22 protein-coding genes are annotated in these 21,314 nt (G+C 45.0%); 9 read left to right on the forward strand and 13 right to left on the reverse strand.

Annotated features, from left to right (window positions below; genetic code table 11):
* Positions 1–79: 79 nt before the first annotated feature.
* A complete protein-coding gene (locus L5M37_RS20175; RefSeq protein WP_263201707.1) occupies positions 80–1,120 on the reverse strand; it encodes an HDOD domain-containing protein in 1,041 nt (346 codons plus the stop codon).
* 333 nt (positions 1,121–1,453) lie between these two features.
* Here L5M37_RS20175 and L5M37_RS20180 point away from each other — a divergent pair, with 333 nt between their 5' ends.
* Positions 1,454–2,374, forward strand: a complete 921-nt coding sequence (locus tag L5M37_RS20180) for a biotin-dependent carboxyltransferase family protein (RefSeq protein WP_263201708.1) — start codon at positions 1,454–1,456, stop codon at positions 2,372–2,374.
* 95 nt (positions 2,375–2,469) lie between these two features.
* Here L5M37_RS20180 and L5M37_RS20185 read toward each other — a convergent pair whose 3' ends face one another.
* The 4 genes from L5M37_RS20185 to L5M37_RS20200 are packed head-to-tail and all read right to left on the reverse strand — an operon-like array spanning position 2,470 to position 4,715.
* Positions 2,470–2,805, reverse strand: a complete 336-nt coding sequence (locus tag L5M37_RS20185; protein ID WP_263201709.1) for a c-type cytochrome — start codon at positions 2,803–2,805, stop codon at positions 2,470–2,472.
* A complete protein-coding gene (locus L5M37_RS20190) occupies positions 2,802–3,185 on the reverse strand; it encodes a cytochrome C (protein ID WP_263201710.1) in 384 nt (127 codons plus the stop codon). The genes L5M37_RS20185 and L5M37_RS20190 overlap by 4 nt, the downstream gene beginning before the upstream one ends.
* The gene (locus L5M37_RS20195; RefSeq protein WP_263201711.1) at positions 3,185–4,411 is read right to left on the reverse strand and encodes a sulfite oxidase; all 1,227 of its coding nucleotides are present in this window, start codon (positions 4,409–4,411) and stop codon (positions 3,185–3,187) included. Before L5M37_RS20195 ends, L5M37_RS20190 begins: the two co-directional genes overlap by 1 nt.
* Before the next feature lies 1 nt (position 4,412).
* Positions 4,413–4,715, reverse strand: coding sequence for a c-type cytochrome (locus L5M37_RS20200; RefSeq protein WP_212601140.1), 303 nt, complete (start codon positions 4,713–4,715; stop codon positions 4,413–4,415).
* A gap of 240 nt (positions 4,716–4,955) precedes the next feature.
* On the opposite strand from L5M37_RS20200, the gene L5M37_RS20205 reads away from it, so the two are divergent.
* Complete coding sequence (locus tag L5M37_RS20205; protein WP_263201712.1) at positions 4,956–5,618, forward strand: glutathione S-transferase family protein; 663 nt, start codon at positions 4,956–4,958, stop codon at positions 5,616–5,618.
* 110 nt (positions 5,619–5,728) lie between these two features.
* On the opposite strand, the gene gyrB is transcribed toward L5M37_RS20205, so the two are convergent.
* The 5 genes from gyrB to dnaA are packed head-to-tail and all read right to left on the reverse strand — an operon-like array spanning position 5,729 to position 11,955.
* Positions 5,729–8,146, reverse strand: coding sequence for a DNA topoisomerase (ATP-hydrolyzing) subunit B (gyrB, locus tag L5M37_RS20210; RefSeq protein ID WP_113941413.1), 2,418 nt, complete (start codon positions 8,144–8,146; stop codon positions 5,729–5,731).
* Between the two features lie 16 nt (positions 8,147–8,162).
* Positions 8,163–9,245, reverse strand: coding sequence for a DNA replication/repair protein RecF (recF, locus tag L5M37_RS20215; RefSeq protein WP_105250804.1), 1,083 nt, complete (start codon positions 9,243–9,245; stop codon positions 8,163–8,165).
* Positions 9,242–9,472, reverse strand: coding sequence for a hypothetical protein (locus L5M37_RS20220; protein ID WP_158683016.1), 231 nt, complete (start codon positions 9,470–9,472; stop codon positions 9,242–9,244). The genes recF and L5M37_RS20220 overlap by 4 nt, the downstream gene beginning before the upstream one ends.
* Positions 9,447–10,547: a DNA polymerase III subunit beta gene (dnaN, locus tag L5M37_RS20225; protein ID WP_105250803.1), complete on the reverse strand. Its 1,101-nt coding sequence runs from the start codon at positions 10,545–10,547 to the stop codon at positions 9,447–9,449. Before dnaN ends, L5M37_RS20220 begins: the two co-directional genes overlap by 26 nt.
* Positions 10,548–10,566: 19 nt before the next feature.
* Complete coding sequence (gene dnaA, locus L5M37_RS20230; protein WP_006083826.1) at positions 10,567–11,955, reverse strand: chromosomal replication initiator protein DnaA; 1,389 nt, start codon at positions 11,953–11,955, stop codon at positions 10,567–10,569.
* 445 nt (positions 11,956–12,400) lie between these two features.
* Here dnaA and rpmH point away from each other — a divergent pair, with 445 nt between their 5' ends.
* From rpmH to L5M37_RS20260, 6 genes are all read left to right on the forward strand, one after another.
* Positions 12,401–12,538: a 50S ribosomal protein L34 gene (rpmH, locus tag L5M37_RS20235; RefSeq protein ID WP_006083827.1), complete on the forward strand. Its 138-nt coding sequence runs from the start codon at positions 12,401–12,403 to the stop codon at positions 12,536–12,538.
* Between the two features lie 15 nt (positions 12,539–12,553).
* Positions 12,554–12,910, forward strand: coding sequence for a ribonuclease P protein component (gene rnpA / locus L5M37_RS20240; RefSeq protein ID WP_105250802.1), 357 nt, complete (start codon positions 12,554–12,556; stop codon positions 12,908–12,910).
* Positions 12,877–13,131 (forward strand): membrane protein insertion efficiency factor YidD, encoded by a 255-nt coding sequence (gene yidD / locus L5M37_RS20245; protein ID WP_006083829.1) that lies wholly within the window; start codon positions 12,877–12,879, stop codon positions 13,129–13,131. Before rnpA ends, yidD begins: the two co-directional genes overlap by 34 nt.
* Positions 13,132–13,134: 3 nt before the next feature.
* Positions 13,135–14,763, forward strand: a complete 1,629-nt coding sequence (gene yidC, locus L5M37_RS20250; protein ID WP_105250801.1) for a membrane protein insertase YidC — start codon at positions 13,135–13,137, stop codon at positions 14,761–14,763.
* 106 nt (positions 14,764–14,869) lie between these two features.
* On the forward strand, positions 14,870–16,231 hold the full coding sequence (mnmE, locus tag L5M37_RS20255; RefSeq protein ID WP_263174237.1) for a tRNA uridine-5-carboxymethylaminomethyl(34) synthesis GTPase MnmE: 1,362 nt from the start codon (positions 14,870–14,872) through the stop codon (positions 16,229–16,231).
* Positions 16,232–16,394: 163 nt separating this feature from the next.
* Positions 16,395–17,564 carry a site-specific integrase gene (locus L5M37_RS20260; RefSeq protein WP_263179538.1) on the forward strand — a complete coding sequence of 390 codons (1,170 nt, stop codon included), beginning with the start codon at positions 16,395–16,397 and terminating at the stop codon, positions 17,562–17,564.
* A gap of 244 nt (positions 17,565–17,808) precedes the next feature.
* Here L5M37_RS20260 and L5M37_RS20265 read toward each other — a convergent pair whose 3' ends face one another.
* From L5M37_RS20265 to L5M37_RS20275, 3 genes are all read right to left on the reverse strand, one after another.
* On the reverse strand, positions 17,809–18,153 hold the full coding sequence (locus L5M37_RS20265; protein ID WP_000136520.1) for a helix-turn-helix transcriptional regulator: 345 nt from the start codon (positions 18,151–18,153) through the stop codon (positions 17,809–17,811).
* 61 nt (positions 18,154–18,214) lie between these two features.
* Entirely contained in the window at positions 18,215–19,855 is a 1,641-nt protein-coding gene (locus tag L5M37_RS20270) for a DUF927 domain-containing protein (protein WP_263201713.1), read from the reverse strand.
* 48 nt (positions 19,856–19,903) lie between these two features.
* Entirely contained in the window at positions 19,904–20,104 is a 201-nt protein-coding gene (locus L5M37_RS20275; RefSeq protein WP_115164833.1) for a helix-turn-helix transcriptional regulator, read from the reverse strand.
* 532 nt (positions 20,105–20,636) lie between these two features.
* Here L5M37_RS20275 and mobI point away from each other — a divergent pair.
* Positions 20,637–21,314 carry a conjugative transfer protein MobI(A/C) gene (gene mobI, locus L5M37_RS20280; protein WP_263179534.1) on the forward strand — a complete coding sequence of 226 codons (678 nt, stop codon included), beginning with the start codon at positions 20,637–20,639 and terminating at the stop codon, positions 21,312–21,314.

Raw genomic sequence — 21,314 nt, forward strand, 5'->3', positions numbered from 1 at the left:
AAGCTTTTAAAATTATCGCTTTATAAAAAACGCGCTCAATAGCGCGTTTTTTATTGTCCTGATTTCATAAGCCGCCCAATCAGAACTGCGTCAGTTTTTGATGTAAGCCATCAAATTGAGTTTGATCTAAGTTAACTTGCTGCAGTAAATTCGCCAATATTTCAGGAGACAATTGCCCTGCTTGATGCAGCATAGAAATCTCGCTGATCACATTCGCCCGCCATATCACAGCGGCGAGCCCAGCTTGCGGGCGCGAGTTCACACTGGCGAGCTTGTCTAATTCTGTTTCAAAGGTATTGGGTAACTGCCAATGCTTAGCGAGCAATGAACTTAAGGTTAACGATTTCGTCGTCATCACTTGTCTAAATAGCCCAGAATTAGGCTGTTCTCCCGGCTCCGCCTGCACAAACGCATCGAGTAGTATTTTGAAAATGGCCAGCTTGCCGACATCATGCAATAAGCCCAATAAAAAAGCCGTATCTTGATCTTCATCGCTTAACTCACTGGCGAGAAAGGCGACTTGCATCGAGTGGCGCCAAATTTCAGCGCCGAAACGACGAAAATAAATTGGCTTGATATCCAACATTTCACGCACTAGACAAGTGGTGACAAACTTTCTCAACTGTTCACGACCAAGCTGTACCAAAGCCTGTTGCAAACTGGTGATATCCCTATCACTACGTTTAAACGCAGGGGAATTACATAGCTTAAGTACCTCAATACTCAGTAAAGGATCTCGCTCAATAAGCGCTAATAGATCCTTAATATCAAACTGAGGATCGGCCAGCTTACGATCTAATTCCAATACCTTTGACGGCAGCTTTAGCACTTTTTCGGCGATCACTTGTGGCGATGCCAAGGCCTGCTCTATCTCCGCCATGACTCGACGTTCAAGATTATTCGCTACACCGCCAGTGTCCTTAACCCGTGTCGGAAATAACAAACTATAAAAGAGTGCAGATAAATCCACAGATACCACACTAATGTCTTCGAGAGGTTTAGCTGGCTTTCGCGCAGGTTCAAGCGACTTACCTAAGTCCGTCGTTGAAAAACTTTTGGGTCTCTCAACGGTCGCCGTATCGCGAATATTAAAGAGTTTATTAAAAAGTGATTTAATCAAGAAGCATCAACCTGTCATTATAAATAATTGTTAAAAAGTCAGTTAAATATTGCCCATCATAAATCCATTTTGATCAGCTCAAGCCGTGTATTAAGACATTGTAGACAGGCTAATACTTAGCTTAAGTGTAACATATTCAATTCATTTCGGACTTCTTCTATACCACCATTACTGCTTTTACAAAGACAATCTTGGTTACAACTTGAAACCTCAAAAAACTTACATTACGGCATCATTTGGTTGACAATATGTCCACCCTTCATAAAGTGATACGTATTTCGTCTCCCTTTAAGTCATTCACGACATACTCGCCAGCTAACGACGGAATATTTGATGATCGAGGTAATAAAAGCGGGTGCACTAACCACAGTTCAAGATCTCGGACGCATGGGATACCGACATTTAGGTGTAACCCAAGCTGGCGCCTTAGATAGACCTGCCCTGTGTTTAGCAAACCGCCTATTATCAAACCCAGATAACACACCCGTATTAGAATTGACCTTCGGCCAATCGATTTTTTTGTTTAAACGCGACGCTTGGATTGCCTTAACCGGTGCCGATTTCGATGCGCGTATAGACAATAAGCCCATAGTTTGTGGCTGGCGTTACTCCATTAAGGCAGGGCAAAAACTCAGTCTTAGAGGGGGAAATAAAGGCATGCGTGCTTATATTGCCGTTGATGGCGGCGTTAAAGTACCGCTAGTGATGAATTCTGCCGCTACCGATTTAACCTCAGGTATCGGTGGATTTCATGGCCGCGCATTAGAAGCTGGCGATAACCTGACCTTAGGTTCAGCTCATCCACTAAGAAGGCAAGTTGGCGCAATTCAAAAAAGTTGGAATGGGCATATTCGCGCACTCGCAACAAAGCACACCCAAGCCTTCTCGTTGAAATCTCAGCAAACATTCTGGCAAACACAGTGGCAACTGTCGGCAGAAAGCAATCGTGCAAGTGCAATACTCAACGGGGAAATATTGACCTTAGCAAAACCATTTCCCGTTCAATCCCATACAGTCAAGCCCGGAGTCATTCAAGTGTCAGCTTCAGGGCAACCTTTAGTGTTACTTGCCGATGCTAAGACCACCAGCAATCACCCTCAAATAGCCGTGATTATTGAAGCCGATCTGTGGAAACTCGCGCAAACTCGCCCAGGACAGACAGTTAAATTCGAATTGGTTGACGATGAACAAGCGGCAACGGCGCAAGCGGAATGGCATGATTACTTCTACCGACTACAACGTAGCCTAGGTTAACGAACCACTGCATAATCAAATCTACAAAATATCACCCCGTATTCCTTACTAAACCCTATATCGGTTTAATTCAAATAACACACTATATACTCGCGCTAATTCGCACTTAGGTTCGGTGTAACTTGCTGGCTATAAAACAGCGCCACATCTTGTAATTGCTCAGAACTTAACGCGCTGACTTGTGATTGCATCAAAGGATCGAGTCGTAAACCGGTTTTAAAATCGACGAGCTGTTTATTAAGATAAGCTAATTTTTGTCCCTTTAAGTTTGGGAATTGCTTGGCCATAGCGATCACTGCATTGCCATGGCATGACTCACACTGTGCTGTAGCCAATGCCTGACCTCGCTCTATATCTGCTTGATAAACCTCTCCATTAACCTCTGTGGATAAGCCACATAGCGCAATCAAACTTATGATAATCGCTCTCATTTTGGCTCCTTAGGGAAAGGTTTAACTAGCACAGGCTGCAGGTTCGGTTCTAAAGGTAGACGTCTGAAGATCGTCATATCCATTTCAGCTTGACCATAATAAGTGCTTAGATAACTCAAGGTCGGCGCCCAAGTATCCGACAAGTCCCATAAACCCTGAGTGTCTATCATCCACTGCAAAGTCTCTTTCCAAAAGGCTTTATCGCCGTGGTTTTGCACGACTATCATACTGGTATGGCAGGCATTACATTGATAGTTCACTAACTCCCAGCCAGGAGCCATGATCAAACCCGATTTAGGGTCCACTGGATACTCAGCGGCTAGCGAAATACTGGATGCCACTAGCCCAAGAAAAATAAATAGCTTGTTCAGCACTCTCATTACACCACCCTAACAGCAATACGATGGCAACCATTAAACATATATCCCTTAGGATTCCATTGCGGTTGTACGACAGGCTGACTATCACCTTCACTATCGGTCGCTTTGGCCCAGATTTCATAATATCCCTGCGACGGTAATTGCAATTCAATCTTCCACTGCTGCCATGCCGCTACGTTTTTAGGTTTTTCTAACTCAGCGGTAAACCAGCGGGTTCCATAGTCATAACTCACTTCCACTTTAACGACTTCCCGCAATCCCGCCCAAGCATGGCCTGCGATGGCTATCTTCTGGCCCACAGCTAATTCGGTTCCCGATTGGGGTTGAGTGATCAATGACTTCACTATCATTTCTTCAATGATTTTATAGTCTTTATCATCAACGGACTCACCTGGCGCTATAGGATATTTAGGGAGTTGATACGCTGGTGCTTCCATTTTATGTCCATCATGGACTTTATTACGCACACTGATCCCCGTCGCCGCTTTTTGCGAAACGGAGCCTGGCCGTCCACCAAACACAATACGTAAGGGATATCCATGTAAATACGGAATGTCCTCACCGTTCATCGACCATGCAATAAGCCCAAGCTCTTCGAGCGCCGCCTTTATTGGTACGCCGCGTGAAATCGCCTCACCTTTGCCGCTCAAATGCCGATCAACACCGTGGTGGCCTGTATAAACAGCATCAGCTTTAATACCACAATCCTTAAGCACATCACTCACTAAGACACCTGTCCACTCGGAGCAAAATACGCCAGCATTATTCCATTGATTGCCTTTAGTACTAGGAAAGAAGCCAGAGCGACTATTACCGCCACATTCAATCAGTAACTGTAATGTGTAATGCTTAAAGCGGCGCTTGAGCTCATCGATTGTGTAGGTTTTCGGAGTAGCAACGGACTCGCCATCCACTTTAAAAGTCCAAGTCTTAGCATCCAGCGCCTTAAAATCAGGCACTATGCCATTCCAACGGATAAACGATGCATCGGCAGGCGTCACAGCAGGAGCGAGCTTATGCTCCGGCGGAAACGCATTCAGTGGATGAGTGTTTAACACTTTGAAATAACTCGGCAAGTCCTCTGCCTTAGTCCAAGTTAATGTTGATATATCCAGAGGAGTGACGGCTGCGGGAAGCTGATCGGCAAATACCCACTTAACGGGTAAAGCTGATAACACAGACGTCGCTACCGCACCTTTAATAAAAACCCGACGATTAAGATCCATGTTATTTATCCTTTCCGAGGTAAAAGTAATCCGCCATCAGCTGCATATCAGCCTCAGTCAAGAGTTGGGCGACTTTAGTCATAGTGGGATCTTGGCGATCCCCCGCCTTAAAGGCTCGCAGTTGCTTCAATAGGTATTCTGAGTTTTGCCATTCAATGTTAGGAATATGCTCAAAACGACTCACACCGGACTCGCCATGACAGGCCTTACACATATTCAATAACTTATTTGCCTCATCGGCGTTTGCCACCGCCGATAGCATAAAAATCAGTGCACTTACGGGGTAAATCACTCGCTGCCACATCCATTTATCTCGCCAATTAGCCTTCATCTCGACAGAATCCATCGAACAAAGTAATTAAGATATGGTTAAATTATCTCAATGCTGTGAGTCGTTTAAATTCAATAAAAGTGACTCGTAAGCTCAAGAGAAATGACGCGTATTAGCGGATGTAGAAAGGGTAAAATATTCATTAGTCATAGGTGAAATGAGTCCATATAGTAGCTTTGCAGAAACACTCGGCATTTCACTCAAGGACAAACAATGGATCTTTATATTGGCAATAAAAACTACTCTAGCTGGTCACTGCGGGCTTGGTTTATGGCCGCAAAATCTGGCGTACCGTTCAACGAAGTATTACTGCAACTCGATACCAACAGCTTCTATCAGCAACTCAAAGCCATTTCGCCGACTTTAAAAGTACCGACATTAGTCGATGGCGGCATTACGGTATGGGATTCACTATCAATTTGTGAATACCTCAACGACACCTATCTTGCCGGTAGCGCATGGCCGCAAGAACCTAAACAAAAAGCCAAGGCCAGATCGATTGCCAGTGAAATGCATTCTGGCTTTAATGCCGTGCGTAACGCCCTACCAATGAACATACGTGCGAGGCGCTATGTTGAGCTCACAGATGCGGTCCGCAAAGACATTGAGCGCATCGATGCGATTTGGTCTGCACAGATGGCCGAGTTTGCCCCATCACATGCCGAAGGTACTTGGTTATTTGGCCAATGGTCGATTGCCGACATGATGTTTGCCCCTGTGGTTATGCGTTTTCTTACCTACGATATTGAAGTCTCGCAGGCAAGCCGTGCCTATATGCAGCATGTGATCAGCTGTCCGGAAATGCAGGCGTGGATTAATGCGGCTAAAGCAGAGACTGAAATTGTTGCAGCGGATGAAGCGGGTATTGATCGATAAAAAGATAAATCATAGAGATAAAAAAGGGAAAGCCTTGGCTTTCCCTTAATCATTCAAGTACTAACGCGAGTCTTAACACGCATTACACGTCTAATATTATACATCTAGCATTAAACGTCTAAGTTAGCCACGTTCAATGCGTTCGCTTCGATGAACTCACGACGAGGTTCAACTTGATCACCCATCAAACAAGTGAACAACTGATCGGCACCCACGGCATCATCAATCGTGACTTGCAACATACGGCGTGATTCAGGATCCATTGTAGTTTCCCACAATTGCTCAGGGTTCATCTCACCCAATCCTTTATAACGTTGAATGTATAAGCCGCGTTTGGCTTCAGAAATCGTCCAATCTAGCGCTTCAAGGAAGCTGCCGACTTCTTTAACACGATCGCCGCGTTGTACATAGCCGCCTTCTTCAATCATGCCATCTAACGCCGCACCTAACTTACCGATACGTTGATAATCGCTTGATTGGAAGAAGTCATAAGTAAACAGATAGTTAGTATCGATACCGTGTTTACGAATGGTGATCTTAGGCAGATACACTTTACGCTCAGGATCGAGAATCGGCTCAGCAGAATACAGTACACCGCTGTTTTCCATTTCCACCAGCTCATGGATAAAGGCATCGATCCACTCTTTCATCTTGCCTTCATCGGCCAACATCTCGTTGGTGATCATTGGATGGTAAAGCATACGGTTAGTAATGTGCGTTGGATAGCGCTGCTCTAAACGAGCAACAATGGCTTCCACTTCACGATACTGAGTCACTAAACGCTCTAACGGCTCACCTGACATACCAATCGCACCTTGCGTTGGATACACAACAGTGCCATCCAATGCTTGAGTCGTGAGGTATTGAGTCAATGCTGGCTCATCTTTCAAATACTGTTCTTGCTTGCCCTTTTTCACTTTAAATAAAGGCGGTTGAGCAATATACACATAACCACGTTCAATCAATTCAGGCATTTGACGGAAGAAGAAGGTCAACAGCAAAGTACGAATGTGCGAGCCGTCGACGTCAGCATCCGTCATGATGATGATGTTGTGATAACGGGTTTTATCTGGGTTATATTCGTCGCGACCAATACCACAGCCGAGCGCCGTGATCAGTGTGGCCACTTCTTGAGAAGACAACATCTTATCGAAGCGTGCTTTCTCAACGTTTAGAATTTTACCTTTCAGTGGCAGAATCGCTTGGTTCTTACGGTTACGTCCCTGCTTAGCGCTACCGCCAGCAGAGTCACCTTCCACTATGTAAATTTCTGAAAGACCGGGATCTTTTTCTTGGCAATCGGCCAGCTTACCTGGCAAACCACCTAAATCGAGTGCGCCTTTACGACGGGTCATTTCACGGGCTTTACGCGCCGCTTCACGGGCACGGGCCGCATCGACAATCTTACCGACAATCAACTTAGCATCGGCTGGGTTTTCCAGCAGATAATCGTTCAGCTTCTCACCCATGGTTTGTTCAACCGCGGTTTTCACTTCACTAGAAACCAGTTTGTCTTTGGTTTGCGAGCTGAACTTAGGATCTGGCACTTTAACAGAGATAACGGCAGTCAAGCCTTCGCGGGCATCGTCGCCAGTCGCGCTGGTTTTGCCTTTCTTGTTATAGCCTTCGTTTTCCATGTAGCTGTTGAGGTTACGTGTCAACGCACTACGGAAACCGACTAAGTGAGTACCACCATCACGCTGTGGGATGTTGTTGGTAAAACAGAAAATATTTTCTTGATAACCGTCATTCCACTGCATAGCCACTTCAACGGTAATGCCATCTTCACGCTCTTGCATAAAGTGGAATACATCTTTGTTGACTGGGGTTTTGTTACGGTTCAGGTAATCGACGAATGCGCTAATACCGCCTTCGTATTTAAAGAATTCATTTTTATTGTCACGTTCATCAACCAGACGGATACCCACGCCTGAGTTAAGGAAAGACAGTTCACGCACGCGCTTTGCCAGAATTTCAAAGTGAAATTCAACATCGCTGAAGGTATCTTCACTTGGCCAAAAACGGATTTCGGTACCGGTTTTGGTTGCATCACCAATCTCTTTGATCGGCGCATCAGGCACACCGTGAGTATAAAACTGCTCGTATACTTTGCCAGCACGACGAATGGTCATTTGCAGCTTTTTAGATAAAGCGTTTACAACCGATACACCCACGCCGTGGAGACCGCCAGACACTTTATAGGAGTTATCGTCGAACTTACCGCCGGCATGCAATACCGTCATAATAACTTCTGCCGCCGATACGCCTTCTTCCTCATGGATAGAGACCGGAATACCACGGCCGTCATCCTTAACAGAAACCGAACCATCTACATGGATAGTAATCGTAATATCGCTACAGTGGCCGGCTAAGGCTTCATCGATAGAGTTATCGACTACTTCGAACACCATATGATGTAGACCCGTACCGTCGTCGGTGTCACCAATATACATCCCAGGTCTCTTACGTACTGCATCAAGGCCCTTAAGGACCTTAATACTCGAAGAATCGTAACTATTCTCTGACATATTATTCTCTCAATGGTTATTCAATTACCGTTACACGTCCCTGTTCCACATGAAACATCCTACTGGGAGGCGTGTGTAACGAATCGACTATTGCAGCAGGATCAATGGCGGTCACAAAAACTTGTGCTCCGGTATCCGTTAACTGCTTAAGCAATAGCTGCCTATGCTGTGCATCCAACTCGGACGGAAGATCATCCACAAGATAAATACTGTTTTTATCTATTTGTTGTTTGAGCAACTTTCCCTGTGCAATACGCAGTGCACAGACTAATAATTTCAATTGACCACGGGACAGGGCATCCTGCGCCGGCAAAGTGCCTACACGAAGTCTAAGGTCAGCTTTATGGGGACCGCTGACGGTATGACCTGTGGCCAAATCTCTGGAATATTGGTTTTCGAGTAGTTCTGCAAAATCCGTTTTACTATCCCAGCCGCGCGTAAATGAAACCTTCACATCTACACTCGGTAAAAACTCCCCGATTATACCCTTAAGTAGCTCATTTAACGAGTCTACATAATGGTTTCGTATTTCGGTGACCTGCTCGGCATAGCGCACAAACTCTTGGTCCCAAAATTGAATATGACTGTAAGCTGAACCGTTTCTAAGCAATTGATTTCTTTGCTTAAGAACGCGACGAACATTCGTCCAAGCGCCATAAAACTGTGGGTCAGCATGAAATGCGCCCCAATCGATAAATTGTCGACGGGATTTTGGGCCTTCAAACAGTAAAGAAAAGCTTTCAGGTGTGATCACTTGAATAGGTAAAGCTTCGGCTAAGGTCGACAGACGTTTGACTTTTTCGCCGTCAATTTTCACTTCCGTCTCACCATTGCGAAATCGGCGTAAACCAATTTTACTGTCACCGCGCGCTAAATTTAAAGTCGCAAATAGCGTTAATTTATCGTCATCGTGATTAATCACTCGTTGGGATAAATGGCTGCGAAAAGAGCGCCCCATACCGAGGAAATAAATGGCTTCTAAAATACTGGTTTTTCCGCTGCCATTTTGACCATAAATCACGTTAATCCCAGGTGCGGGGATTAACTGTGCGGACTGAATGTTGCGAAATGCTTCGATATTGAGACGGGTCAGGCTCATGCATTACTCATTAAGCCGCGTAAACGGCGTAGGCAAGGATTCATAGCACTTAACGAGCAACTCAATCGCTGCCACAGGCTAAGACTATCGGTAAATGAGTGAAGGAATGGCCAATGCTGCGTATTAAACACTATGCCGCCGTTAAGCGGCATAGACATCGAAGACAGAGGTACAGACACGGGTAACGTAAAAATCGATGGTTTATAAGCGCATCGGCATAACCACATACATGGAATCTTCTTCCAAATGGTTTTCGATTAGGGCGCTGGAGTTACCATCAATGAGCGTGATACGCACATCATCGGACTTAAGGTTGTTGAGCACGTCCAGTAAATAACTGACGTTAAAACCAATTTCTAAGGCCTGATTGTTGTATTCCACATCAATGATTTCTTCCGCTTCTTCCTGTTCAGGATTATTAGCGGTGATCTTGAGCAGACCATTTTCGAGTTGAATACGCACACCACGGAATTTTTCATTGGATAAAATAGAAGCCCGCGTCAGCGCTTGCTTCAAGTGATTACGACTCGCAATCACAATTTTATCACCGCCCTTTGGCAATACACGGCGATAATCAGGGAAGCGGCCATCGACTAATTTACTGGTAAATACTGTGTTAGCCGTGGTAGCACGAATAGCATTATCACCAATAGCAATGGTGATATCGAGATCGTCAGACTCCAATAAGCGCGCCATTTCAATTACGCCTTTACGAGGCACAATGACTTGTTTTTCCGGTAATTGTGCTTCAATCGTACGATGACTTAAGGCTAAACGATGGCCGTCAGTCGCTATCGCACGCAACACATTACCTTCAGTTTCAAACAATAAACCGTTGAGGTAATAGCGTACATCTTGGTTAGCCATCGAAAACTGCGTCGAATCGATAATTGACTTCAACACGCCCTGCTTCAAGCTAAATTCAATCTCAGCTTGAAAGGCTTCAACATTGGGGTATTCTTCTGCGGGCAACGTCGCTAAGGAAAAACGGCTACGGCCTGAACGCAGCAACCATTTATTATCTTGTTGTTCGACTTTCAGTTCGCTTTGTTCTGGCAAAGACTTAACAATATCGAGCAGTTTCTTCGCCGGAACCGTAGTACGACCTTCTTCGATATCACCGTGAACCACAGCTTGGCCCACGAGTTCGACCTCTAAATCTGTACCAGTCAGCTTAAGTGAGTGACCACTTACTTCTACAAGGAGGTTAGACAAAATGGGCAAGTTATGGCGTCTTTCTACCGCACCACACACCAATTGCAACGGCTTTAATAGGGCATCCCTATCAATTGAGAATTTCATCGTGTCCAAATTCCTTGTTTTAAGAAGATAAGGTTCTAATCAAATTAGCATAATCTTCTTTAATGTCGTGGCTCTCTTCCCGTAGCTGAGCAATCTTACGACAGGCATGCAATACTGTGGTGTGATCTCGACCACCAAAAGCATCACCAATTTCCGGCAAGCTTTGGTTAGTTAATTCTTTGGATAACGCCATTGCCACTTGCCTTGGGCGCGCGACACTGCGTGAACGACGCTTAGACAACATATCAGCCATCTTGATCTTGTAGTATTCAGCTACGGTTTTCTGAATATTGTCTATAGTGACTAATTTTTCTTGAAGTGCCAAGAGGTCACGTAAGGCTTCACGAACAAAATCAATAGTAATTGGCCGACCCGTGAAGTTAGCGTTGGCGATAACGCGGTTTAATGCCCCTTCTAGCTCGCGTACGTTTGAACGTAAACGCTTAGCAATAAAGAAAGCCACTTCATCGGGTAAATTAATGCCGCTCTCTTGAGCTTTACGCATCAAGATCGCTACGCGGGTTTCTAACTCTGGTGGCTCAATAGCCACAGTTAAACCCCAACCGAAACGCGATTTCAATCTGTCTTCAACACCGTCGATCTCTTTTGGATAACGATCTGAAGTCAAAATAATTTGGTGATTCCCTTCAAGCAGCGCATTGAAGGTATGGAAGAATTCTTCTTGGGATCTGTCTTTATTGGCAAAGAATTGAATGTCATCGATAAACAAGGCATCAACACTACGGTAGTAACGTTTAAATTCTTCGATCGCATTGTTTTGTAGCGCTTTAACCATGTCCTGAACAAAACGCTCGGAATGCATGTAAACCACTTTGGCATTCGGATTATTTTTAATGATCCCGTTACCGACAGCGTGCAACAAGTGAGTCTTACCTAGACCTGTTCCGCCATATAAAAATAGTGGGTTATAAGCACCACCCGGATTTTCAGCCACTTGTAACGCCGCAGCCTTACCTAATTGGTTCGACTTACCTTCTACGAAGTTATCAAACTGGTAGCTCGGATTAATGTTACTGCGGTGATTCGCGTTCGCCATAGGCTCGGCTTGGACATTAAACGTCGTGCCTACCGTCGCTTTAGTTTGGGTATTCGCTACACGAGTTGGCGCAATCGGTGCTGGAACACTAGGCTTTTTCGCCGAAGGACGACTACCTATATCGAAACGCAATTTAGGCGCGTCGCTACCCATTTGCTCAGTAAAGAACTGATTAATGATATTGATGTACTTATCTCTGACCCAATCAAGCACGAAGCGGTTGGGCGCATAAAGCACCAGAGTATCTCCATCCATTTCGGCTTGTAACGGTCTGATCCACATACTGAACTGCTGAGCAGAAAGCTCATCTTGCAGTCGTCCGATACATTGTTGCCAAAGTGAAACAGCCACTTAGTTATCCCCAAAAGATCATCAAAAAAGAGGTGTATTCTATAGCGAGATCTCAAGGATCGCTATCCTTAAAAAATATTTATCCCCAGCGAGATCATTCTATGTGGATATCCTCGATCATCAAAGATCCAAAACGATCCTTTTATTCAGCACTAACCGCAAATCCTGCTTTATTAAGCGATCCACATTGATCTATAATGGCGCCCCTTCGATCGGCTCGAAGATCCCCTGCACTACTACATGTAGTGTCCGTACACAGAGTTATCCACATCTTATGGTGTATTCTGGGGGTTGATCTAAGGATACGCTGGCAGAAATAAAGCACTTACTTACTTTCGTTGTTGACGTGACTAAGTATTGTGATTACAATTCGGCCTCTTTTTTGCCCTTACCTCTATCCTAGAGATAAGGATATGTTCACTAATAACAAAGACGGATTGCCATCATGAGTAAACGTACTTTTCAACCTAGCAACCTGAAGCGCAAGCGTTCTCACGGCTTCCGCGCTCGTATGGCTACTGTAGGCGGCCGTAAGGTGCTTGCACGTCGTCGTGCGAAAGGTCGCGCTCGTTTATCTGCTTAATAAGTGGGTAACTAGTTGACTAGCTATACCTTTTCGCGGGAGTTACGTTTGTTAACTCCCGCGCAATTTAAATCTGTATTTTCCAATCCCATCAAAGCATCTTCTGCTGAAATTACCTTGCTCGCTATTCCTAACACGGAACAACATCCGCGTATGGGCCTTACTGTTGCTAAACGCTATGTAAAACGCGCCAATCAACGTAACCGTATTAAGCGCGTGATCAGAGATAGTTTTCGCTTAAATCAACACGACATTCCTCATCTTGATATTGTTGTGCTTGTCAGAAATGGCGTGATGGAAATGGAAAACGCTGAAATCAACAAATTGATAGAAAAGCTATGGCGCAAACTCAGTCGCCGCTACAATGGCTAGCGACCACGTTAATTCGTGGCTATCAAGTATTCATAAGCCCTATACTGGGCCCTCGATGCCGTTTCAATCCCACCTGCTCTCACTACGCTATTGAAGCAATAAAAGTGCATGGAACCGCGAAAGGTTGTTGGTTTGCATTGAAACGCATATTAAAATGTCACCCTTTACATCCCGGCGGTAGTGATCCCGTCCCCCCTAAAAATGATAGGTGTAATAAATAGGCTATGGAATCTCAACGCAATATATTGCTCATAGGACTACTGTTTGTCAGCTTTTTGCTGTGGCAACAGTGGCAAGCAGACAAAGCTCCTAAACCCGTTGCAACCGAATCGTCCTTAGTGGCGAACGCGGCAAGCTCGCACAGTGCCGATGTTCCAGAAGCTGATACAGGTGTTCCTGCTGCAGCAGTTACTGCAAACAGCAAACTGATTACGGTAAAAACAGATCAGTTAGACATTCAGATCAATCCAGTGGGTGGTGACATCGTTTTTGCTGCGTTAGTTTCGCACAAAAAAGAACTAGAGAAAGATCAACCATTCGTATTGCTTGAGCAAACGAATGATTTCACTTATATCGCTCAAAGCGGCCTAATTGGTCGCGATGGTATAGATAGCAGCGCAAAAGGCCGTGCCGCATTTAGCACAACGGCAACTGAATATACCTTAGCCGAAGGCCAAGATACCTTAGAAGTACCGTTAACTTATATTGCTGACAATGGTGTGACTTACACTAAAGTGTTCGTATTCCATCGCGGTAAGTTCAACATAGATGTTGACTATAAAATCAACAACACTTCAGCAGCACCACTGCAAGTTCAGATGTACGGTCAGATTAAACAAACGATCAAGCCATCTGAAAGCAGCATGATGATGCCTACCTATCGTGGTGGTGCGTTCTCAACGAATGATGTGCGCTATGAAAAATACAACTTTGACGACATGGCCAAAAGTAACCTGAACCAAGCCACTTTAGGCGGTTGGGCAGCCATGTTACAACACTATTTCGTTTCAGCTTGGGTGCCACCCGCAACTGACAGCAACACTATTTTTTCTAGTGTCAGTGCTGGCGGTTTAGCTAATATTGGTTTCCGCGGCGCGGTATACGATATTGCACCTGGTGCCAGCCAAGAAATTAGCTCACAGTTCTATGTTGGTCCTAAGGATCAAGCGGCACTGTCAGCGATTTCTGAAACCTTAAATCTCGTGGTCGATTACGGTTTCTTATGGTGGTTAGCAGTTCCTATTCACTGGCTATTGATGTTCTATCAATCATTCGTCGGTAACTGGGGTGTGGCAATTATTCTGATCACGTTAACCGTTCGTGGTTTACTGTTCCCGCTGACAAAAGCGCAGTACACCTCAATGGCGAAGATGCGTAATCTGCAACCTAAGCTGACAGATTTGAAAGAACGCTTTGGTGATGACCGTCAAAAGATGGGTCAAGCCATGATGGAACTGTATAAGAAAGAAAAAGTTAACCCTATGGGTGGCTGTTTACCTATTATTTTACAGATGCCAATCTTCATTGCCTTATACTGGGTATTGCTAGAAAGCTTCGAATTACGTCATGCACCATTTATGCTGTGGATCCACGATTTATCGGTACAAGATCCTTACTACATACTGCCGCTGCTGATGGGCGTCTCTATGTTTGTAATGCAGAAGATGCAACCAATTGCGCCGACAATGGATCCAATGCAAGTGAAAATGATGCAATGGATGCCAGTAATCTTTACCGTATTCTTCCTGTGGTTCCCATCAGGTCTAGTACTGTACTGGTTAGTAGGTAACATAGTTGCCATCACGCAGCAGAAGATTATTTATGCAGGTCTTGAGAAAAAAGGCTTAAAATAAGCCCTACCTTTAGCAAAGCATAAAGTGAAAATAATACTAAAGGCGGCTTAATTAGCCGCCTTTTCCTTTACATGATTTGGTAGATATTAGTTTGGTGGGTATTTCCGTGACAACTGACACTATCGTGGCTCAAGCCACCGCGCCCGGACGTGGCGGCGTTGGCATCATCCGAATTTCAGGCAACAAGGCCAGTGATGTCGCTATGGCCTTATTGGGTCATCTTCCTAAAACAAGATATGCCGATTATTGCGACTTTAAAAGTGCAACAGGCCAAGTAATCGACCAAGGCATAGCGCTGTTTTTTAAAGGCCCCAATTCCTTTACTGGCGAAGATGTATTGGAGCTTCAAGGCCACGGCGGCCAAATCGTTCTAGACATGCTGATCAAACGTGTAATGGAAGTCGGTGGTATTCGAATAGCCAAACCTGGTGAATTCAGCGAACAAGCCTTTATGAACGATAAGCTAGACTTGACCCAAGCCGAAGCGATTGCCGATCTTATCGATGCCACCAGTGAGCAAGCGGCTAAAAGTGCGCTGCAATCACTCCAGGGGGAATTTTCTAAGGAAGTCCATGAGCTGGTGGATCAAGTCACTAACCTACGTTTATATGTAGAAGCTGCGATTGATTTCCCCGATGAAGAAGTCGACTTTTTAAGTGATGGTAAAATTGCCAATGCACTCTACAAAATCATCGACAAACTTGACCTAGTGCAAGCCAGTGCTAAACAAGGTTCTATCATCCGCGAAGGCATGAAAGTCGTGATCGCGGGTCGTCCTAACGCTGGAAAATCCAGCTTATTAAACGCCTTAGCCGGTAAAGAATCGGCTATCGTTACCGAAATTGCTGGTACAACACGGGATGTATTACGCGAGCACATCCACTTAGATGGCATGCCACTGCACATTATCGATACCGCAGGTCTACGCGATACGACAGATACCGTTGAACAAATTGGTATAGAACGCGCTTGGAATGAAATAAACAGTGCTGATCGAGTGCTATTCATGGTGGATGGCACCACCACTGCCGCCGTTAATCCCCATGATATTTGGCCTGACTTTGTCGATCGCCTGCCCTCAAATTTAGGTGTGACAGTGATCCGCAATAAAGCCGATCTCACTGGCGAAGACTTAATGATGACAGAGGAACAAGGTTATAGTGTTTACCGGATCTCGGCGAAAACAGGCTTAGGTGTAGAACAGTTAAAGCAGCATTTAAAATCACTCATGGGCTACCAGAGTAACCTCGAAGGTGGCTTTATCGCCCGGCGTCGTCACTTAGAAGCCCTTGAACTCGCCGCAAGCCATCTGCAATTGGGTAAAGAACAATTAGAAGTGTATCTAGCAGGAGAACTGCTGGCAGAAGAGTTACGCATGTGCCAATTAGCACTATCAGAAATCACTGGCCGCTTCACTTCTGACGATTTACTCGGCAAGATTTTCAGCTCTTTCTGTATCGGGAAGTAAAATAGTAAAACGTATCAAACCAAATCAAAACAACATTATGATTTTAAAATAATTTTGTTTTACTTGGTGGGAAGTGATTTGAAGGGTTTTGTCGATTCTTGCTCCGTATGTGCTCCGAAGATAAATTCTGGAGCACATGCGGAGCACAAGATGAGAAAAACCTATGAAAATCAATATACAAAAGCGAGAACCAGATAAGAATGGCCTGCGCCCCATCAGGCTTGTGTACTATTACGGCTCAAAGACCTCGGAAGACGGTTCAAGGGCTCAAAAGCGCTCTTACGAGCCGCTGAATCTATTCCTCTACAACAAGCCAAAAAACGCAGTTGAGCGCGAGCACAATAAAACTACATTGCAAAAAGCTGAGGCCATTCGAGCCAAGCGTCTACTGGAAATGGAATCTGCCAAACATGGATTGGATGACCGCACCAAACTCAATGCCAGCTTCTTTGATTACTTCGATCAAGTAACAGCAAGTAAAGCATCCGGTAGTAAATCCAATTACTCAATTTGGATTTCAGCGGGCATCCATCTCCACCGTTATCACCGCCACGCAGAACTCACTTTTGAACAAGTAGATAAATACTTCTTGGAAGGGTTCCGCCATTACCTACAGCATGAGGCAATGACAAAATCAGATACCGGCCTCTCCAGAAATACCGCCTGTAGCTACTTCAATAAAATCCGGGCTGCGCTCAACCAAGCGCAACGAGACAGAATAATCAGAGATAACCCTGTTGAACAAGTCAAATCCATCAAAGCAGAAAGGACTCAGCGCACTTATCTCACTCTGGATGAGGTAAAGGCCCTTACCAAGGCAGAATGCCGTTACGATGTACTACGAAGAGCATTTCTGTTCTCCTGCACGACAGGACTACGCTGGTCAGACATTCATAAACTGGTGTGGGGTGAAATTGAACTATTTGCTCAAGGGCACTACCGAATCATATTTTCCCAGATAAAGCTCAAAAACTCGGGCAATGGCCTGCAATATCTCGATTTACCGGATTCTGCGGTGCGTCTACTCAACTTGGAGAACAAGGGGAAACCAACTGAACGGGTTTTTAAGGGTTTACGTTACGACAGCTATAGCAACGTCGCGCTAGTGCAGTGGGCTATACGCGCCGGGATAACCAAACACGTAACCTTTCATGCAGGCCGCCATACCTTTGCAGTAAACCAACTTGCCCGTGGCCTGGACATCTATTCCCTGTCCAGATTGCTTGGCCACAGCGAACTCAGAACAACAGAAATCTACGCAGATATTCTGGAAACCCGCCGCACAGAGGCCATGCGGACCTTTCCTGATATCTTCGATGAGTCATCAGACTAAGAGCATTATTGCGACCAAACGACTAAATCTTTACAAAGAAAAGGGCACCTCGACAGTGCCCTCCTTCAACCACATAAGATCGTTAGTTTTTACATCCGTTCTTATCACATGTGATTTTCTCGTGGGAATTAACCCAAGCCTGAGCTGTCAATTCGACGAGTAACCGTTACATGTCACAGTTAAAGAACGTGACATGTAACAAATCCAACCATTCCTATTTATTTTCAAATGGTTAAGCATCAACCTAATATCTCCGGCCATACAATTTTCGGTTAGCCACTAGATGATCAGCAGCGGCTTTATCAATCTCATCAGAAGAAGCCACTCGATTACTCTGCAACCAAGCCAATATATCGGCTCGCCTGAAGAACACACGGTTACCATTAGGTTTGAAAAATGGGATCTTGCGTTCATGGGTCAACCTGTACAAAGTGCTTTTCTTTAGCCCCGTCAGCTCAGCACATTCCTCAACTGTGAGGATTTCCTTTGTTGTGTCAGGACGTTGCTCGTTTTTGATATGATCGGTAATCAGTTTTTTAAGCAATGACATATCCATCAGCATGCGCTGAAGCATCTCTTTTTCAGTCATGTTGATACTCTCCTACACTGCCAAGTTAAAGTGGGATAAACGGGAAACTGGGAACACTAAGCTAGTCGTCATGTTCAACCCTCTCTAAGTCTTCAAGGTGGCGCCTAACTTGGTCAGGTTTGAGCGCAAAAAAACGTTGAAACTCACCATTAATCCGCGTCTTATAGGTTCCCCTAGAGCGCTCGTTCGTTACCAAGCAACCGCGTTGCAGCAAGATTTCCACTTCTCGCATATAGTGGGTGGGAAGCTCAAGTTTTTGTAGGAAATGAGTTTTGTTGATAAGCCACAATTCGCATCCATCCAGTGAACGGCGGTAACCATGCATTCCCTTGCCTGAATCCTGATCAATTTCACCAATATTGTGTTCCCAGTTGCGCATCGCTTTTTCCAGAGATCTGAGCAGCCTAAACTCTTCCGAATTCCTAGAATGCCCACGATTAGCGAGCCACGCACGAAGGACTTTATGTACCGCTTCAAGTGACTCTTCTTCGGACCATGGCAGGATGAAGTTTCTATTAGCAAGACATAGTGCGGTGCCAATAAGTGCAAATCGTCTAACGACTCGCTGTACTTGAGAGGCCATTGAGTCGCTTGTCCAAGCGTTGCTAAGACGAGCAATTTCATAGCTGAGGTAGCGGCTAAGCTCATCATGTAGCCCTGTAAGTAGCGATAACCACTCTCGGATTACTGTGCCATGAAAGCACTGGCAGGACGTTTTAAGCTCATCAACGAACTGTTGAGCACTCTTACGGCCATGTAATTCATCGAATGCACCATGTATACCAAAAATTGGGATCTCCACCAGTCGTATCTGCTGACCAGCCCTAAGTGGCTTTCCTATCTGCTGAAGTAATTCGGCAATCCAAACTTCCCCGCTACTGAGCACCAGCGTTCGCCATTGTGACGTCGCGGCCAACTCTCCTGACACGTTAGCGCGCAGTTTTCCTGAACCATTCATGATCTGATAAATGGCGGTATCAACATCTTCTGGGCGAGCCATTCCTATCTCATCCAACGTCAGCAGCATGTCGTTATGCTCCGACGAGACAGCAGCTAATCCATTGCTTGTCGAGATCCAGCTACGTCTATAGCTATCGCTGCCATATAAGCTTGCCGCAATCTGCAATAAAGTTGTTTTACCGGCAGAAGAAGCACCAACAAAATGAAAGGCTCCATTTTCCATACCAGAAGGAGCTAGTAATGGTGCTGCCAACCCAGTTCCTATGCAGAAAATAGCTAGCGGATTCCCACGGCATAGCTTCCCAACATGGTTTTGCCAATCACTCAAACTCCCAGCTTCCTCTAACAGCTTGGAACTGGACAACTGACCCACAAAATAATGGGGTTCGTCAGCAGAACCCACAATCCAACTGCTTGTGGCAAATATGGGCCCATGCCAGCCAGTGCGATTCACCACAGTTGCCGGAGCAGCAAGAGCCATCTGTTCTACTAGATAATGTTGAAGCCGACTCCAACTTGATTGGCCAGGGGTTAATGGATACCCAGTATCGACCAGCATATCCCTGATCTGGCGGGCATTATCGCTGTTAAGATCACGGGCATAGACAACTTCTCGTAACCTAACCCCATCAAAATTTTGCCATTCCAGCAGCGCTCCATGCCCATGTCGTTTGTCAGTTAAACGAGTGCGAGCCAATACCTGCATCCAACCACCTATTCGCTGCCAGCGGTCAGCTGACAAGCAATAGATTCCATCATCCTGCAACTTCTTTTGCATCCCTTCCCCCTTTTATAAATCACTCAACCATGCAGCAATATCGCTGTACCTAAACCGCACAGAGCGGCCATTGGGATTGGGTTTTATTGGAGGAGGAAAGCGTCCATCTCGCACGTAGCGACGAAGTGTCGCTTGTGACGTTTGCAAAACGTCACACACTTCTGCATATGTCAGTAACCGTTCGTTTTGTTTAGGTTTGGTATTACCCGTCATGATAACTCCTGTTTAGTATCTAACTTGCAGGAGCAATCATCTCGAAAAAGGCTAACTAAACAGACCGCTGGAGCTGCCCTTTTGGGGAACTTCAATAATAAATTTCAAGACACTGATATTTAATGACATTTATTCAACATATAGATTAAAAACAGCCTCTGAAGAGCAAAAAGCTAAGCCATTGATGAGTTGACAGACATTACCGTATCAATTTGTGCGCCTGTGAACGCCCCAAGAATAAACTTTCACATGTGAAAGCTTGGAGACCTGACGATTTACACCACTTAAAGCCATGTCCCCCATTAAAAGTGGAATCATTTGGATTAGGTCTTTTGAGGATGATGACGCTTGTATGGAATAAAACTGTCTAGGTCCCCCATCAGATAATTATCTGGAAAGGAATTGGCTGGGTCTTTTGGCTAAGGCGCGACAACAAAAGACCTAGGTGCCCAAAAAAGGCATGACGACGGCGGATGAAAGTGGGTATGTAGCAATAGACTAACTCTGAATTCACAACACAGAGGATTATGTAATGACCACAAATCATTCATTTTTAGAACAACAGATAGCTACATTTGGTGCCGCACTAAATGGGGGAAATCAACCACAATCTGAGTACATAAAAGCCTTCTCAAAATCATTTAAAGGACTAGAAACACAAATTAATATTTGGGAAACCTTTATTGCCAATAGCACAAACGTTAATCAAGATGACGCTATGCTTTTTTCCCTAACCATATCAGAGCAATATCTACACTACACCCATAAATCAACCGAAATAGAACAGCTCCGCTACTTCTACATAGCACAAAAAATTGCAGACTTGTTCTGGCAGCACAACCGAGACCATAGAGGTAAAAACTCTGAAGGCTACCCAGGTCATTTTGGTTGTCGTGTAAGGCTAAGAAACAAGAAACTCGAAATTTTTTGGGTTTATAACCAGTTTAAGCCTAAAAAGAATTCTGACGGATTCCAAGTAATCAGCCATTATCTTCCGCGAGATGGGCATTTCCGATACCCCAAAACTACGTTTACCCGAGCACAAGACTGGGAAAAACCTGTGATTGAGGTAGTTGAGGACGCTTTTGCCATCATCCGTAGAACTAACGCTAATCTGATGAGGATTAGACAACTGTGCCGTTGGAATGATACCAATCTATTCAAAATGGCAGGCGATATCGACGATTTTAAGATGGATAATCCCTTATAG

Origin of the sequence: Shewanella sp. SM69, assembly GCF_025653985.1 — a bacterium.
Taxonomy (GTDB): Bacteria; Pseudomonadota; Gammaproteobacteria; order Enterobacterales; family Shewanellaceae; genus Shewanella; species Shewanella oncorhynchi.

What these genes read in the sequence shown, in the direction of transcription:
- dnaN (WP_105250803.1), bottom strand. Translation starts at nt 10,547, where the DNA reads ATGAAATTCTCAATTGATAGGGATGCCCTATTAAAGCCGTTGCAATTG.
- yidD (WP_006083829.1), top strand. Translation starts at nt 12,877, where the DNA reads ATGGCGCAAACTCAGTCGCCGCTACAATGGCTAGCGACCACGTTAATT.
- gyrB (WP_113941413.1), bottom strand. Translation starts at nt 8,146, where the DNA reads ATGTCAGAGAATAGTTACGATTCTTCGAGTATTAAGGTCCTTAAGGGC.
- L5M37_RS20195 (WP_263201711.1), bottom strand. Translation starts at nt 4,411, where the DNA reads ATGGATCTTAATCGTCGGGTTTTTATTAAAGGTGCGGTAGCGACGTCT.
- recF (WP_105250804.1), bottom strand. Translation starts at nt 9,245, where the DNA reads ATGAGCCTGACCCGTCTCAATATCGAAGCATTTCGCAACATTCAGTCC.
- L5M37_RS20205 (WP_263201712.1), top strand. Translation starts at nt 4,956, where the DNA reads ATGGATCTTTATATTGGCAATAAAAACTACTCTAGCTGGTCACTGCGG.
- L5M37_RS20180 (WP_263201708.1), top strand. Translation starts at nt 1,454, where the DNA reads ATGATCGAGGTAATAAAAGCGGGTGCACTAACCACAGTTCAAGATCTC.
- L5M37_RS20200 (WP_212601140.1), bottom strand. Translation starts at nt 4,715, where the DNA reads ATGTGGCAGCGAGTGATTTACCCCGTAAGTGCACTGATTTTTATGCTA.
- rpmH (WP_006083827.1), top strand. Translation starts at nt 12,401, where the DNA reads ATGAGTAAACGTACTTTTCAACCTAGCAACCTGAAGCGCAAGCGTTCT.
- L5M37_RS20185 (WP_263201709.1), bottom strand. Translation starts at nt 2,805, where the DNA reads ATGAGAGCGATTATCATAAGTTTGATTGCGCTATGTGGCTTATCCACA.
- L5M37_RS20220 (WP_158683016.1), bottom strand. Translation starts at nt 9,472, where the DNA reads ATGTGGTTATGCCGATGCGCTTATAAACCATCGATTTTTACGTTACCC.
- L5M37_RS20260 (WP_263179538.1), top strand. Translation starts at nt 16,395, where the DNA reads ATGAAAATCAATATACAAAAGCGAGAACCAGATAAGAATGGCCTGCGC.
- mobI (WP_263179534.1), top strand. Translation starts at nt 20,637, where the DNA reads ATGACCACAAATCATTCATTTTTAGAACAACAGATAGCTACATTTGGT.
- L5M37_RS20275 (WP_115164833.1), bottom strand. Translation starts at nt 20,104, where the DNA reads ATGACGGGTAATACCAAACCTAAACAAAACGAACGGTTACTGACATAT.
- L5M37_RS20190 (WP_263201710.1), bottom strand. Translation starts at nt 3,185, where the DNA reads ATGAGAGTGCTGAACAAGCTATTTATTTTTCTTGGGCTAGTGGCATCC.
- L5M37_RS20265 (WP_000136520.1), bottom strand. Translation starts at nt 18,153, where the DNA reads ATGACTGAAAAAGAGATGCTTCAGCGCATGCTGATGGATATGTCATTG.
- yidC (WP_105250801.1), top strand. Translation starts at nt 13,135, where the DNA reads ATGGAATCTCAACGCAATATATTGCTCATAGGACTACTGTTTGTCAGC.